General features: G+C 38.9%; 13 protein-coding genes and 1 other annotated feature. Of the genes, 3 read left to right on the forward strand and 10 right to left on the reverse strand.

Features of this window, described 5'->3' with window-relative positions:
* Positions 1 to 304 precede the first annotated feature (304 nt).
* The 5 genes from HB912_RS06480 to HB912_RS06500 all read right to left on the reverse strand — a co-directional run bounded on the left by HB912_RS06480 (position 305) and on the right by HB912_RS06500 (position 6,201).
* Complete coding sequence (locus HB912_RS06480) at positions 305 to 1,267, reverse strand: ABC transporter ATP-binding protein (RefSeq protein WP_185373117.1); 963 nt, start codon at positions 1,265 to 1,267, stop codon at positions 305 to 307.
* On the reverse strand, positions 1,264 to 2,340 hold the full coding sequence (locus HB912_RS06485) for an ABC transporter ATP-binding protein (protein WP_185373119.1): 1,077 nt from the start codon (positions 2,338 to 2,340) through the stop codon (positions 1,264 to 1,266). Before HB912_RS06485 ends, HB912_RS06480 begins: the two co-directional genes overlap by 4 nt.
* Positions 2,341 to 2,357: 17 nt before the next feature.
* Positions 2,358 to 3,389, reverse strand: coding sequence for an oligopeptide ABC transporter permease (opp3C, locus tag HB912_RS06490; protein WP_036071095.1), 1,032 nt, complete (start codon positions 3,387 to 3,389; stop codon positions 2,358 to 2,360).
* Positions 3,389 to 4,318, reverse strand: coding sequence for an oligopeptide ABC transporter permease (opp3b, locus tag HB912_RS06495; RefSeq protein ID WP_036071097.1), 930 nt, complete (start codon positions 4,316 to 4,318; stop codon positions 3,389 to 3,391). The genes opp3C and opp3b overlap by 1 nt, the downstream gene beginning before the upstream one ends.
* 206 nt (positions 4,319 to 4,524) lie before the next feature.
* Complete coding sequence (locus tag HB912_RS06500) at positions 4,525 to 6,201, reverse strand: ABC transporter substrate-binding protein (RefSeq protein WP_185373121.1); 1,677 nt, start codon at positions 6,199 to 6,201, stop codon at positions 4,525 to 4,527.
* 585 nt (positions 6,202 to 6,786) lie between these two features.
* On the opposite strand from HB912_RS06500, the gene HB912_RS06505 reads away from it, so the two are divergent.
* Together HB912_RS06505 and trpS are read left to right on the forward strand one after the other, a co-directional pair.
* Complete coding sequence (locus HB912_RS06505; RefSeq protein WP_036071099.1) at positions 6,787 to 7,134, forward strand: DUF3899 domain-containing protein; 348 nt, start codon at positions 6,787 to 6,789, stop codon at positions 7,132 to 7,134.
* Positions 7,135 to 7,176: 42 nt separating this feature from the next.
* Positions 7,177 to 7,401 (forward strand) — a binding site (T-box leader).
* 74 nt (positions 7,402 to 7,475) lie between these two features.
* Entirely contained in the window at positions 7,476 to 8,468 is a 993-nt protein-coding gene (gene trpS, locus HB912_RS06510) for a tryptophan--tRNA ligase (protein ID WP_185373123.1), read from the forward strand.
* Positions 8,469 to 8,531: 63 nt separating this feature from the next.
* On the opposite strand, the gene fabF is transcribed toward trpS, so the two are convergent.
* The 3 genes from fabF to HB912_RS06525 form a co-directional block, all read right to left on the reverse strand.
* A complete protein-coding gene (gene fabF / locus HB912_RS06515) occupies positions 8,532 to 9,773 on the reverse strand; it encodes a beta-ketoacyl-ACP synthase II (RefSeq protein ID WP_036071103.1) in 1,242 nt (413 codons plus the stop codon).
* Between the two features lie 228 nt (positions 9,774 to 10,001).
* Positions 10,002 to 10,943, reverse strand: coding sequence for a beta-ketoacyl-ACP synthase III (locus HB912_RS06520; protein WP_036071339.1), 942 nt, complete (start codon positions 10,941 to 10,943; stop codon positions 10,002 to 10,004).
* A gap of 167 nt (positions 10,944 to 11,110) precedes the next feature.
* On the reverse strand, positions 11,111 to 12,214 hold the full coding sequence (locus tag HB912_RS06525; protein WP_185373125.1) for a glucosaminidase domain-containing protein: 1,104 nt from the start codon (positions 12,212 to 12,214) through the stop codon (positions 11,111 to 11,113).
* 259 nt (positions 12,215 to 12,473) lie between these two features.
* Between HB912_RS06525 and HB912_RS06530 the strand changes: the two genes are divergently transcribed.
* Positions 12,474 to 12,662, forward strand: coding sequence for a YjzD family protein (locus HB912_RS06530; RefSeq protein WP_036071105.1), 189 nt, complete (start codon positions 12,474 to 12,476; stop codon positions 12,660 to 12,662).
* 30 nt (positions 12,663 to 12,692) lie between these two features.
* Here the strand turns inward: HB912_RS06530 and gpmA are convergent, their stop codons facing one another.
* Both gpmA and clpB read right to left on the reverse strand, forming a co-directional pair.
* Positions 12,693 to 13,382, reverse strand: coding sequence for a 2,3-diphosphoglycerate-dependent phosphoglycerate mutase (gene gpmA, locus HB912_RS06535; protein WP_036071106.1), 690 nt, complete (start codon positions 13,380 to 13,382; stop codon positions 12,693 to 12,695).
* Between the two features lie 112 nt (positions 13,383 to 13,494).
* A complete protein-coding gene (gene clpB, locus HB912_RS06540; protein WP_185373127.1) occupies positions 13,495 to 16,092 on the reverse strand; it encodes an ATP-dependent chaperone ClpB in 2,598 nt (865 codons plus the stop codon).
* Positions 16,093 to 16,225 lie beyond the last annotated feature (133 nt).

Consider the following 16,225-nt stretch of genomic DNA (forward strand, 5'->3'; position numbering starts at 1 on the left):
GGTTAATTTTTTTGTTTCATTCAAAAAACGAATTGCTAATCCATTCTCTTTTTGAAAATAGCAATCAAGAACCTACATTCTCATTATACACTAAAATTGTGAAATTCTATAGGGCTATTTTAAATTTTTTTATTTGACTAGAAAAAGGATGTAGTATGTCGTCAAATGTATCTTACCCTTACTATACAATCTTTAAACTAAATCAGCATGAAAAAAAAGATAAGAAAATTAAAATTTGATGAGAATTTTATTAATTTCTTTTCACAAACAAAAAAGGAGCCCTGCTTTTCAGGGCTCCTCATTTTCATTTTGTTGCTACGCTCGTTAGCTTAGCATGCTTTTCTTTATACATCCCTTCCTCTGTTTCCGAACAATAAACATAATGTCCAGGTGCAATTTCACGCATTTTTATTTCTTCTCCGTCTTTATATCCATGCGAACTCGGATCATATAGTTTACGAACACGCGTACGTTCATAATTAGGATCAGGAAGTGGAATTGCAGAAAGTAGCGACTCCGTATAAGGATGGAGCGGCGCACGATATAAATCGTCAGCTGGCGCAAGTTCTACTAACTTACCAAAATACATAACGCCAATTCGGTCGCTGATGTATTTCACCATTGAAAGGTCATGCGCAATAAATAAATACGTAAGTTCTTTTTCTTTTTGCAAATCACGCAAAAGGTTAACTACCTGCGCTTGAATTGAAACATCCAAAGCAGAAATAGGTTCATCCGCGATAATAAATTCAGGTTGCACAGCTAGCGCTCTTGCAATCCCGATTCTTTGACGTTGACCGCCAGAAAATTCATGAGGATAGCGTCCAGCATGCTCTTTACTTAATCCTACAGTTTCCAGCAAGTGATAAACCTGTTGTGTCGCTTCCTCAGGTGTCTTCGCAAGGCCATGAATCTTAATTCCTTCCGCAATGATATCGCGTACTTTCATACGAGGATTAAGTGACGCATACGGATCTTGGAAAATCATTTGCATTTTTCTACGGAATTCATGCATTTCCTTACGACTTTTTTTGGCATGCACATTTTTTCCTTTGTAGAGTACTTCACCACCTGTTGCATCGTACAAACGAATAATCGTTCTTCCTGTTGTTGATTTACCACAGCCAGATTCCCCAACAAGTCCAAGCGTCTCACCTTTATAAATATCGAAGGAAATATCATCAACAGCACGCACTTCGTTGGATTTACCTTTGTTAAAGTACTGTTTCAGATTATGAATTTCGAGCAACTTTTCTTTTTCACTCATTCCTCTTCAACTCCCTTCGCATGAACAGCCTGCATACCTGGGTGTTCTTTTGCAAACTGCTCTTGACGTCTAAGAACAGCATCTGGAGGCGTCACTTCTGGCGCATCTGGATGAAGTAGCCAGGTTGCTGCGTAATGCGTATCCGACACTTTAAACATTGGCGGCTCTTCCTCCAGATCGATTTGCATCGCATATTGATTACGTGCCGCAAAAGCATCACCTTTTGGCGGTTTCAAAAGATCTGGTGGTGTACCAGGAATCACATAAAGTTCTTCATCATCTGTATCAAGCGTTGGCATAGAACTAATTAATCCCCATGTGTATGGGTGTTGCGGGTTATAAAAAATCTCATCAACCGTTCCAATTTCTACAATTTTCCCAGCATACATAACGGCAACACGATCAGCAACATTCGCTACAACCCCAAGGTCATGCGTGATGAAGATGATGGATGTATCAATCTTCTTTTGCAAATCTTTCATTAAATCAAGAATCTGCGCCTGAATCGTTACATCGAGCGCTGTAGTTGGTTCATCTGCGATCAAAACTTGCGGGTTACAAGCAAGTGAAATCGCAATAACAACACGTTGTCGCATCCCACCGGAAAACTGGTGCGGATACTGTTTAATTCGCTCTTCCGCATTTGGAATCCCAACAAGTTGTAACAAACGTAGCGCTGTTTTATGCGCTTCTGATTTACCAATTTTTTGGTGCTTAATTAGTGGCTCAGAAATTTGTTTACCAATTGTCATAGTCGGATTTAAAGAAGTCATTGGATCTTGGAAAATCATCGCAATGTCTTTCCCGCGAATCTTTTGCATTTGTTTTTCACTAGCAGTGGCCAAATCCTTTCCACCGAAAAGAATTTGACCAGATTTTATTTTAGAGTTGCTTTCAGGAAGAAGTCGCATTACAGCTTTCGTTGTAACAGACTTCCCTGAACCAGATTCTCCCACGATAGCAAGTGTTTCTCCTTTATGAAGATCGAAGCTCACTCCACGAATCGCTTGAACTTCACCGGCATAAGTGTGGAAGGAAATGTGCAAATCTTTTACTTCTAACAGTTTTTCCATTATTCCTCACCTTTCCTTTAGTCGCGCATTTTCGGATCAAACGCATCGCGAAGCCCGTCAGCGATTAAGTTAAATGCTATCATGATAACACAAAGTACAACCGATGGATAAAGAACCATATAAGGAAGCACCTGCAAGGTCTTATAACCGTCGTTTATTAGCGTTCCAAGCGAGGCTGTTGGTGCTGGAAGACCTAGTCCGATAAAACTTAGAAAAGCTTCAAAGAAAATCGCACTCGGAATACTGAACATAACATTGATGATAATGACACCTGATACATTAGGAAGTAAATGTTTTACAAGAATTTTGGGCATTGACTCCCCAAGGGTTAGAGAAGCTAGGACAAATTCCTGATCTTTTAGTTTTAAAACTTGTCCCCTGACAACCCGCGCCATGGTTATCCAACTCGTCATCGCAATAGCAATGATAATAGACATAATCCCCGGATCTAATATAAGAAGCATTAAAATTACAACTACAAGGTTTGGAATTGCAGAAATAACTTCAAGTATACGTTGCATAATATTATCTGTACGCCCTCCAACAAAACCAGAGATCATTCCATAAGCAACACCAATAACAAGGTCACACAGTGCGGCTACTACAGCAATAATAAGTGAAACTCGTGTTCCTGCCCAGATACGTGCAAATTGGTCTCGTCCAAGTGTATCACTTCCGAGCCAGTAATAAGTACCTTCTTTAACATTCTTCTGCTTATACACATCTACATCTTGTCCGCCGATGTTCTGATGCCCATTCCAAAATGGCATATTATCAAATCCCGGAACTTTTGGCGGTAAACTTGCATAAGGTGTATCTTGATAGTTTACACTACGATTTGGTCCTAAGTTGGGAGAAAAATACTGCCCAAAAATAGCCATAATAATAATTACACCGAGCACAATAAGTGAAACAAGTGCAGCTTTATTCTTTCTTACCCGAAGCCAAGAATCTTGTAGGAAGGTGAGACTGGGGCGCGAAATTTTTTCTGCTTCTGCATCTTGAACATGCGCTGGCTGAAACATTTCTTTTGCAATTTTTTCTGCCATTATTTCTTACCTCCCGACACACGAATTCGAGGATCAATCAAGCCGTATAGAATATCTACGACTAGAATGATAAAAATTAACATCACAGCAAATAAAATGGTTGTTCCCATAATAACCGGATAGTCGTTAGTTTGAATAGATGAAACGAATTGACTACCAATTCCTGGAATTCCATAAATATTCTCAATAACAAGCGAACCTGTCATAAGCGATACTGAAAGCGGCCCTAAAACCGTAATAAGTGGGATTAGAGCATTTCGAATCGCATGCTTAACCGCAATTTCTGTACGGCTATTTCCTTTTGCCTTAGCCAGTAAAATATAATCTGAAGCAAACACATCAATAAGTTCTGTTCTCATAAACCTGGCTGCTGTCGCAAGTGGGAACATAGCAAGTGCAAATGCCGGCAAAATGGAGTCAGCAAAAGTCCCCCATCCAGCTACCGGAAGCCACTGTAATTTTGCCCCAATCCAGTATTGTAATACCGTTGCAAAAACGAAAGAAGGGATGGATTTCCCGAGTATTGCGATGAAGGTACTGGTATAATCCGGCCACCTATTTTGATACATCGCAGCAATTACCCCGAGTATAACCCCAAATAATAGTCCAAAAACCATTGCTTCTAGTGCTAGAGTCACTGATGGTCCGATAAGTGCACCTAAAATTTCTGACACCGGACGGTTATCAAGTTGGAAAGATACTCCTAAATCCCCTTTTACAAGTCCTGTCATGTAATTAAAATACTGAACAGGAACCGGATCATTCAACCCATATTTTTCATTCATGATGTGAATTTGTTCATCAGAAAGTTTTTCCTGATTCCGGTAAGGTGTACCAGGTAAAAGCTTCATTAGGAAGAATGTAACCGAAGCAATGATGAAAAGCGTAATTAACATATAAAAAATGCGCTTTAGTGTATATTTTGCCATCCTTTCTCTACACCTCCCAAATTTTTTATTTATATTTGATAAGCTAGTTTAAATCAAGCCCACCTTAAAGGATAAGACACAATTCACTTCGCCTGTTTTTTCTAAGTAAAGATTTCTTATCGCACGACTACAATTATCATCAAAAAGGAGAGAGTATACCGAAATATACTCTCTCGTTTCAATCAAGTATTTCTTACAGATATACTTTATTTAGTCAAATACGTATTTTTGTACGTATAGTCTGGACCAAATGGATTTTTTTGTAAGTTTTTGATGTAATCTTTTTGCAAGTATGCATTAGCGCGGTGATAAAGCGGTTGGATCGCTACATCATCTGTAAGCAAGATGTTTTCAGCTTTAACCATTTCATCCCAACGTTTTTGAGTGTCAGCTGCATAAGTAACAGCCGCATCTTGAAGAATCTTATCATAATCAGAGTTCGAATAACTCATTCTGTTTTGCGAACCACCTGTTTTGAATAGATCCAAGAATGTCGATGGATCTTGATAGTCAGGACCCCATCCACTCATTGAGAAATCATAGTCTTGATTTTGGTCATTTTGCAAACGAACTTTGAATGGAACGTTTTTAAGTTTAACTGTTAAACCATCAAGATTTTTTTCAAGTTGGTTTTGGATAAACTCAGAAGATTTTTTCGCATTTTCTGTGTCATCACTTGTAAACTCAAGTGAAATTTTATCTGTCCCAAGTTCTTTCAAGCCTTGTTTCCAAGCTTTTTTAGCTTCGGCTTTATCATATTTCAAGTGTGCACCGGATTCTTTCACATAATCCTCATCATTTTTCGGATCGAAAGTGAATTCAGGTGGCACCAAGTTATTAGCAGGTTTAGATCCGTTTTGAAGTACAGTATCTACATAAGATTTCTTGTCAATCGAAAGGGCAAGTGCCTTACGGATGTTTTTATTTGCAAGTGGTGTTTTTTTACCTTTACGTTCTTGGTTAAATTTGATGTAGAAAGTGGATGAGTCATTCACAACTACATAATCTTTATTGCTCTTATTTTGAGCGGCATATTCAGCACTTAATACAGTACGATCTGTTTTACCAGTATTATAAAGGTTAACGCCTGTACCAGCATCTTGAACAACTTGAACATTGATTTGTTTCAATTTCACATTTTTCTTATCCCAGTACTTATCATTTTTCACGTATGTCCATTTTTTGTTCGTTCCTGTCCAATCTTTAAGTTGGAAAGGACCATTGTATAGAATGTTATCACTGTTTTGAGCGAATTTCTCGCCTTTTTCAGTTACGAATTTTTCATTAAGCGGGAAGAATGTTGGGAATGCAAAAAGTGAATTGATGTACGCTGTTGGTTTCGAAAGTGTGATTTCAAGCGTTGTATCATCAACTGCTTTCACTCCTAATTCTTCAGGTTTCTTCTTGCCTGCTACAATATCGCTACCATTTTTAATAGCATCAAATAGATAGGAATAGGTTGCAGCAGTATCTGGGTTAACAGCTCGTTTCCAAGCAAACACATAGTCATTTGCTGTTACAGGATCCCCATTAGACCATTTTGCATCACTGCGTAATTTGAAGGTATAGACTGTCTTATCATCACTAATTTTTGGTTCTTCAGCAGCACCGGCAATAGCTGGTTTGCCGTCCTTGTCAAGTGCATACAGACCTTCATTTGTTTGGTTAAGTACGTTTAGACCCACCTGATCATCTGCTTTTGAACTATCTGCCGATGGAATTAGTGCGCTCTCTGTTAAATTAAGTACTTGCTCTCCAGAAGCTTTGCCAGAGTCAGTGCTCTTACTATCTGAACTTGAAGAACTTCCTCCTCCACAAGCTGCAAGACCTAAGCTCAGCGTTAGTGTAAATCCAAGTGCTAAAAATAATTTAGATTTCTTCACTAAATATACCTCCCTTTTTTATTTTTCTGAAAAATTGTTTCACTTATAATTATACTCTAATAATTAAAGATTTGTAAATTATTTTTAATCAATTAAACGAAACAGGATGAAAGTTTCAATTTGTTAAAAAATTATTATAACGAAAAAGTTAGACAATTGAATCAATTCAAAAGAACGCTCTACGCCTTGCTTTTTGTTAATAATTTTACATTGATTAAGTTTTCAGAAAATAAGATTAGTTTAATCAAACAACTTTATTCCCTTACCAACATTTAAATTTACAATCGTCATTTTTAGAGCAAAGTGAAAATTTGATTAATCCCGAATTAAAATAGGATTATCTTTATTTATATACTTTTTTTTAACACTTGTCTATATAAAAATTTCAATTGTTTCGTTCAAAACCGAGAAAACCCTTGGTACAACCCAAAATGAGTACAGTTATTTTTTTGATTTTTTTTCTAAGAGTATTTCTAATCGAAGTCGATTGAGCTTTTTTCAAAAACTCTAATTGCTCACGAACAATTAGAGTTTTCATTCATTTTATGCTAAAGTTAGTACGATTCCAATTTCGAGGTGACGATATTGCTTAAGCGGACATTTATTTATTTACTAATTCAAGAATTAATTATTTTCGCCATTCTTCTTTTTGGCACAGGGATTTCTCTTCTCCATTACATCAATATCTCTTTTTATGTCAGTTTTATTGCTTTTCTTATAGGACTACTCGTTTACATTATGCGCAGCGGCTTTCTTGACCGTGTACATTATGGTTTTCGAAAAGTAGCGCGGAAAATCCGTGGCGATGAAGAGAATGAATTCTCTGACATGATGCTTTCTGAACTTGTGGGATTACCCTATGCAGACATGATTTTGAGTAGTATTATTGTGTTTTTAAGTAGTATGTTATCCCTTGTTTTATACTATTTGTAGTTTGACAGTTGCTCATTAAATTGATAGACTTAAATCATTATATATGATGCGTTAACATGGAAGAAAAGTACATTCAGTTTCTTTTTCTAGAGAGTCTGTGGATGGTGAAAACAGATAAATGGGCTGAGTCGAATGGGCTTCCTGAGGACTGACAGTGAACACGAAAAGTAGCCGTCAGCGGCATAAAGCCGTTATCTTTTTTTAAGCGCTTTTTGCATTGGCAAGAAGTAACAGGGTGGCACCGCGGAAAATAAATTCGTCCCTAGCTAGAACTAAAAATTCTAGCTAGAGGCGATTTTTTTATTTCATGAAATGTTAGGTATCGTTAAGGAGGAAAAACAATGAAAAAGATCATCTTTTCAGGCATTCAACCAAGTGGTGACTTAACACTTGGAAATTACATCGGCGCGTTAAAACAATTTGGACAGTTTCAAGATGAATTTGATTGTTATTATTGTATCGTCGATGAACACGCAATTACTGTTCCACAAGATCGGTTAAAGCTACGTAAGCAAATTCGTAGCCTTGCTGCACTTTATTTGGCTGTTGGACTAGACCCAGAAAAATCTACTCTTTTTGTTCAATCTGAGGTTCCTGCTCACGCACAAGCGGCTTGGATCTTACAATGTAATGTCTACATTGGTGAATTAGAACGCATGACGCAATTTAAAGACAAATCGGCTGGAAAAGCTGGTGTTAGTGCTGGTCTTCTTACATATCCACCGCTTATGGCAGCAGATATTTTACTTTATCAAACTAACCTTGTGCCAGTTGGCGAAGACCAAAAGCAGCATATCGAACTTACACGCGATCTTGCTATTCGCTTTAACAATAAGCACAACGATATCTTCACAGTTCCCGAAATGTATGTGCCTAAACAAGGCGCCCGTGTCATGTCGCTTCAGGAACCCACTAAAAAAATGAGCAAATCAGATGAAAATACTAAAGGAGCGATTTATTTATTAGATCCACCAAATGTGATAACGAAAAAAATTAAAAGTGCTGTAACTGATTCCTCTGGCGTAATTGCCTATGATAAAGAAAACAAACCGGGAGTCTCGAACTTATTAGCAATTTATTCTGCACTCACTGGGAAAGCGATCAAGGACTTAGAGGCTCAATATGCAGATAAAGGATATGGCGATTTCAAGAATGATTTAGCAGAAGCGGTTGTCGCTGAATTAGCCCCTATCCAGGAGCGCTATGAATACTTTCTCAATTCTGAGGAGCTTGACCGCATCTTAGACGAAGGTGCAGAAAAAGCTAGAATAAAAGCGAATAAAACGTTACGCAAAATGGAAAATGCTATGGGACTTGGGCGCAAACGTCGCTAATAAAATAAAAAAAGAAGTCGGCTAGATGGTTTTACATCTAGCCGACTTCTTTTATCAACCTTATTAATCTGTTACTTTTTTAAAGACAAGCGTTGCATTATGACCACCAAAGCCGAATGAATTCGACATTGCTATTGTCACATCTTTTTCCCGTGATTCATTTGCCACATAATCTAGATCACATTCAGGATCTGGGTTTTTCAAATGAATCGTTGGTGGCACAACACTGTCACGAATAGCAAGAACCGAGAAGATTGCTTCAATTCCGCCAGACGCTCCTAGCGTATGGCCAGTCATTGATTTTGTAGAACTGATAAGCAAGTCTTTAGCATAGTCTTTGAAAATAGTTTTTACTGCTGCCGTTTCATACTTATCATTGTATCCTGTACTTGTTCCGTGTGCATTGATATAATCCACTTCTTCTGGTTTCACATCGGCATCTTCTAGTGCCTGTTTCATCGCACGGGCAGCGCCTTCTCCATTTGGTGCTGGGGCTGTAATATGGTAAGCATCACTTGTTGCACCATAACCAATAATTTCGGCGTAAATTTTAGCTCCACGTGCTTTGGCATGTTCGTATTCTTCCAGGATAACAATCCCTGCACCCTCACCAATAATAAATCCATCCCGATCTTTATCAAACGGGCGACATGCAGTTTCAGGATCTGGGTTAAGCGATAAAGCTTTGTTCGCGCAGAATCCAGCAAGCGACATCTTCGTAATTGGTGCTTCAGTTCCACCGCTAATCATCACGTCTGCATCACCACGCTCAATCACCTTGAACGCATCTCCAATTGAATTGGTTCCTGTTGCACAGGCCGTTACGGTTGCCGTATTGATCCCTTTTGTTCCAAAGCGAATTGAAACTTGTCCAGATGCCATATCCGGAATCATCATTGGCACAAAAAACGGACTCACACGACGAAGGCCGCGTGTTCTATAAGTTTCATATTGGGTCTCAAAGGTTTCCATTCCGCCAATTCCAGAACCAATCCAAACACCCACACGTTCCGCATTTGTGTCATCTACCGTAAAGTTTGCATCTTGGAGCGCCATCTCTGCACCTGCAATCGCATAATGAGTGAAACGGTCCATTTTGCGCGCTTCTTTTTTGTCAATATATTTTTCGACATCAAAGTCTTTTAGTTCAGCTGCGATTTTGACTGGAAAATCTTCTGGGTTTAAACGAGTAAGTGGAGCCACACCGTTTACACCTTTCTTGGCATTATCCCATGCTGTTTCCGCGTCATTCCCAATTGGCGTAACAGCTCCAACTCCAGTAACAACGACTCTTCTTTTCTCCATTTTCTCATCTCCTTGTTTTTGAGCTCATGAAAAAATAACTTCTGTTAATCAGGAGTCATTTTTTGAAACGGTTGCCTCAATCATAGAAAAAAACAAAATAAAAGAACAAAATAAAATTTCAATTTCTATTGAAGCGACCATAAAGCCGCTATTATTATATCATAAAAAAAGAAAGGATGCGCCTACTTCGACATAATTCATAATCGTTTTGCGCACCCCTATTTTAATTTATTTACCAAAGCGAATCACAAGCGCTCCCCAAGTTAACCCCCCACCAAAACCAACAAGTAGCAGATTATCGCCATCTTTCACACGGCCTTCTTGAACCGCATCCACAAGCGCAAGCGCAATAGAAGAGGCAGAAGTGTTTCCGTATTTTTGAACCGTCTTAATCATTTTTTCTTCTGGAAGGCCTAGGCGCTCTCTTGAAGCTTCCATGATTCGAATATTTGCTTGGTGAGGAATTAATAAATCTAAATCTTCTTTTTGAAGTCCAGCTTTTTCAAGAACTTCAAGTGAAGCATCCCCCATTTTTCGAACAGCAAAGCGGAAAACTTCGCGTCCATTCATATAAAGTTTGTCGTTTTCTTCTTTCAAGTTGAGGTACTTACCACCTGAACCATCTGATCCAAGCACAAAGGAAAGAAGTCCCTTGTCTTCTGAAACTGGCCCCATCACAACAGCACCTGCTCCGTCTCCAAACAAGACAGCGGTACTTCGATCATCCCAATCAGTAATTTTGGAAAGCTTATCCGCCCCCACTACGACAACATGTTTATAAGCACCTGTTTGAATGAACTGTGCTCCTGTTACAATTCCGTAAGTAAAACCAGAACAAGCCGCTTCAAGATCCATTGCAGCCGCATGCTTTGCGCCTAAACGATCTTGGATGATATTTCCAACAGAAGGGAAGTTAGCTTCCTGAGTAACTGTTGCGACAATAATTAAATCAATATCCTCTGGAGTTAAACCTGCATTTTCAATTGCCTCTTTAGCTGCTTCGTATGCCATATCATGTGTATATTCATCATCGCGAGCAATGCGTCTTTCTTCAATTCCAGTTCTTGTTTTAATCCATTCATCTGATGTGTCCATCATTTTTTCTAAATCAAAATTTGTTAAGATTCTTTCGGGTGTGTATTTCCCTACTCCTAGAATTCCTGCATTCATTACGATTCCCCCATATTTGAACGAATTTAAAAAGCTGTTTTTATGACCTGGTACTAATTTTAACAGAACGCCGTTTTTTTGGCAACCATTCTTTCTTTTGACATCATAAAAGCCCTCTAGTGCTTCACTTTGCATAAAAGCGTACAACTAAAGGGCATCAAATGCGTTTATTTCTTTTTATTTGGATTGTTATCAGAGAATCCTGGCGCTTTTGACCAGCCAACAACTTGGCCGTCTTTGTCTTTAAAACGATACCAGTATTCATTTTTAACATCTGCTCGGCGATCAATTTCTAACTTCTCACCTTGATAGGTCTTCATTTCACCAACCACGCGTTTGGAACCCTCTACTGGATAGCGATAAATTTTTTGATCAGAATCGATGATATACTTCTTTAATTCAAACTCTTTTTCACTTTTAGTTGTGTAGAAAATATCCATCGCGTTTTCTTCTAGCCAGCCGATCCTGTTATCTTGTTCGTCGTAAATTTCAAACCAGTGACTACCGTTTTGCATTTCTGCTTTTTTCCCTACACGAAGTTGTTTTTCTTTTAGAGAAGCCGTAGAAGCCACTTTTTCTGCATCTTTCATCCCACTTGGCAAACTCCAAACGTCATAGTCTTTTGGTTCTTGAACGGTGCCATACGCGAGCATATTCTCTTCTTTTTTCATATGATCATAAATGTCATCATACGCAGTTAATCCAAACATTTCAACGGTTTCCGTCAAAACTGCTGCATAGTTTGGATCTGTAGCATAACCAGCTTCTTGGATCGCTAGCGCTGCTTTTTTATAGTCATTTTCTCCTATGACAGCATGATATAAAGATGGATTTCCGCTTGTTCCATTTACAAACAGTAAGGTATGATCTTCGAGAGACGTTTCTCGGTCTGGATAAGCGCGAAATGCGGCATCAATTTGTTGTACCTTATCACCGCTATATTCTTTTGTCGACATTGTGACAGATGAACCATTGTAAGAGCCTTTGATACCAAACAAATTATTGGCTTCTGTTGAAAGCCCACTGTTTCCCCAATTTGATTCGACAATCGCTTGAGCAAGCGAGACACTACTCAATACTTGATATTTCTTTTGCAATTCCTGCGCTTTTGGCGCGATATCTTGAATAAATTGTCTTTGTGTTAACGTCATTTTCTGCAGAGACGCCTGAATAGCTACTTCATCTGCTGCCTCCGCTTGTGTTGCTGCAAGTGGTGCGCTTATTCCTGCTGCTGTAATAAAAGCCGCAAGCGCTAATTTCCATTTTTTCATTCTACTTCGAGCACATCCTGTTCTTCGAGTGTTTTAATTTCTTGTTTGATTAACAAGCCTTGATACATTGTACCAAACATTTATGTTAGTTTAGTAAGTATCTAATGACAGTTTCATGTCAAATTGAATACAAATAAAAGGTAAATAGCTAGACATGACTTTATCCAAAAAGATATTACTAGCTTTCTCATATGTTGTCAATCATGCTTATTTTGTGCTAGAATGATTGTATTGAATGATGTGAAATGAGGTGTTTCTCATGCGCTATATCGTTACAGTTGTTTGGGTATTTTTCCTATCAATGATGGCTGAATTCGTTCTTTCATCAATGCTTTCTGTACCGTTTAGTTTCACAACCGGATTAATTCTAACGGTTGGAATTTCTGTGTTCGTTCTAATTATTCCTGCCCTCATGCCTAAGGACAGTGAAATTTACGACATCAAATAAAAAAGCACTCCGTAAAAACGGAGCGCTTTTTTATTTATCTAGATAATATTTATTTGTTGGTTTTAAATCTTCATCTAATTCATAAACCAGTGGTACACCTGTTGGGATTTCAAGTTCCATAATCGCGTCATCACTGATTCCTTCTAAGAACTTCACAAGTGCCCGCAGGCTATTTCCGTGCGCAGCGATAATCACACGTTTACCTGATTTAATTTCTGGCGCAATCGTATCCATCCAATATGGGATTACACGCTCAAGTGTTACCTTTAGATTTTCACCCGAGGGAATTGCATGCGTATCTAAAAGTTGATAACGACGATCATTTTTTGCTTGGCGCTCATCGTTTTCTTCTAATAATGGAGGAAGTGTATCATAGCTACGGCGCCAAAGTTGGACTTGATCGGCACCATATTTCTCCGCCGTTTCTTTTTTATTTAAGCCTTGAAGCGCACCGTAATGCCGTTCATTAAGTCGCCAAGACTTATGTACCGGCACCCAGAGTTGGCCTGATTCTTCAAGTGCATAATCAAGTGTTTTAATTGCACGCGTTAAAACGGATGTGAAAGCAACATCAAATTCAAGTCCTGCTGCTTTAATGCGTTTTCCCGCTGTTTTAGCTTCTTCTACCCCTTGCTCCGACAAATCAACGTCATGCCAGCCGGTAAACAAGTTGAGTTTATTCCATTCACTTTGTCCGTGGCGAATTAAAACCAGTTTCATTTTTTCCTCATCCTTTCGAACTTAACCTTTTCCTCCTTAAAATTCCCTTGTTTTCAGATTTCAAACATAAAAAAGCCTCTTGCAAAAAACAAGAGACTCTTTTTTCAGCAATTTATTTTGTATTAAAAGTGAACACTCCATTGTCTAAGCCAATTTCAACGGCGGAATGCGGCATTACCTCTCCCGACACAATCGCACGTGCAAGTGGTGTCTCAACGTGACGAACCAAGTACCGTTTAAGCGGACGCGCCCCGTAAACGGGATCATAGGCTTCTTCTGCAATAAAGCTCTTCGCTTCATCGGAAATGGCAATGTGGATTTCTTGTGCTTCAAGTCTATCTTGAAGTTCATCTACAAGTTTTTCCACGATTCCCTTAATATTTTCAAGTGTCAACGGTTTGAATAAGATAATATCATCTACCCGATTTAAAAATTCAGGTTTAAAAGAAGCTTCGAGAGTAGCTAGAACATCTTGCTCAAGCTCATCCGAAATCTCTCCGTTTTCAGCTCGTTCGAGAAGCATTGTTGAGCCAATATTACTCGTCATGATAATGACTGTATTCTTAAAATCAACCATCCGACCTTGCGAATCCGTAATTCGACCGTCATCCAAAACTTGCAAAAGAATGTTAAACACATCTGGATGAGCCTTTTCAATCTCATCCAGCAAAATGATGGAATACGGGTTACGACGTACGGCTTCTGTTAGCTGACCGCCTTCTTCATATCCAACATAGCCTGGAGGTGCTCCAACAAGACGAGAAACGGAATGCTTTTCCATGTACTCAGACATGTCGATTCGAATCATATGGTCTTCTGAATCGAACATATTATAGGCGAGTGCTTTGGCGAGTTCTGTTTTCCCAACACCTGTTGGACCAAGGAAAATAAAGGAACCGATTGGGCGCTTTGGATCTTTGATTCCAGCGCGTGCCCGGAGCACCGCATCACTTACAAGATCAACCGCTTGATCTTGTCCGATTACTTTTTCATGAAGGGCATCGCTCAATTTAAGCAGTTTTTCGCGTTCACCTTCAACTAATTTCGTAACGGGAATCCCAGTCCAGCGTCCAATAATCTCGGCGATTTCGTTTTCTGTCACCGCCTCTTGCAACAATCGGTCTTCATTTTGTGTCTTTTCACGATTTTGTTTTTCAAGCTCTGCTAGTTCTTTTTCTGCTGCCGGGATTTTACCATGTCGTAATTCCGCGGCACGTGTCAAGTCATAGTTATTTTCCGCTTCTTCTAGTTCATGACGCATCGCATCAATTTGTTCACGCATTTCACGGATTTTACCGATTTCGCCTTTCTCGTTTTCCCATTTTGATTTCATTTTATTGGCTTCTTCTTTATAATCGGCTAGTTCACGTTGAAGCATTTCAAGCCGACGTTCGCTTGCTGGATCTTTTTCTTCTTTTAACGCTGCTTCTTCGATTTCTAGCTGCATCACTTTACGCGTGACTTCATCAAGCTCGCTCGGCATTGAATCAATTTCCACACGAATCGTTGCACAAGCTTCATCAATTAAGTCAATGGCTTTATCTGGCAAGAAGCGATCGGTGATATAACGGTTTGAAAGTGTTGCTGCTGCGACAAGTGCATTATCATGGATATTAACGCCGTGATGGATTTCAAAGCGTTCTTTTAAACCACGTAAAATGGATACTGTATCTTCTACGGTTGGTTCTGGAACTAGCACTTTTTGGAAACGGCGTTCTAGTGCGGCATCTTTTTCAATATACTGGCGATATTCATCAAGTGTTGTTGCTCCAATACAGTGAAGTTCGCCACGAGCAAGCATTGGTTTAAGCATATTGCCGGCATCCATAGCTCCCTCAGTCTTTCCTGCGCCAACAATCGTATGGATTTCGTCAATGAATAGAAGTATTTGACCGTCAGATTCTTTTACTTCTTGCAAGACTGCTTTCAGTCGTTCTTCAAATTCACCACGGTATTTTGCTCCTGCGATGAGCGATCCTAAGTCCAGTGAAATAATCGTTTTATCTTTCAATCCTTCTGGCACGTCTTTACGTACAATACGTTGCGCAAGTCCTTCTACAATTGCTGTTTTACCAACACCTGGTTCTCCGATTAGTACTGGATTATTTTTAGTTTTACGTGACAAAATTCGGATCACATTTCGAATTTCAGTATCACGACCAATTACCGGATCAAGCTTGCCACTCCGAACTTCTGCTACAAGATCGCGGCCATATTTAGATAGTGCTTCATAGTTTTCTTCTGCATTCTGGCTAGTCACTCTTTTTCCTCCTCTAATTGCTTGAACAGCGTCTAAAATTGTTTTCTTTGTTTTACCTTCTGCTAAAATTTCTTTCGTGACAGGATTTTCTTTTTGTTCCATTACTGCAAGAAGTAAGTGTTCAGTCGATATAAATTCATCTTGCAATTCTTTTTCTTCTTCTTCAGCACGGATAATCAGTTGGTATAATTCATTGCTCATCGATTCTCCGTATTTAACACTAGTTCCCATTACCGCTGGGATTTTATCTAGTTCTTCATCAACTTTTTGATTTAATTTTTCAGTATCAACTTCTGCCACTTCATATACCCGTTTGGCAAAGTCGCTTTCTTGTAAAAGTATTTTAAAAACATGTGCAACATCAATTGCTTGATGCTCTTTTTCTACAGCAAGTTTTTGCGCTTCTGCGATGGTTTCTTGAACTTGCTGGGTAAATTTTTGCATTTCCATTCTTGGTCCTCCTTTTGAAAAATAAGTTTGACCTTTTTTGACCTTTAAGTTAATTATAAAAGATATTATCTACTTTGTCTAATAGTATACCCACTTATTTTGTAAAAAAATCACTAGAGGAAAACCCCCTAGT

This window comes from Listeria aquatica (genome assembly GCF_014223975.1).
Taxonomy (GTDB): domain Bacteria; phylum Bacillota; class Bacilli; order Lactobacillales; family Listeriaceae; genus Listeria; species Listeria aquatica.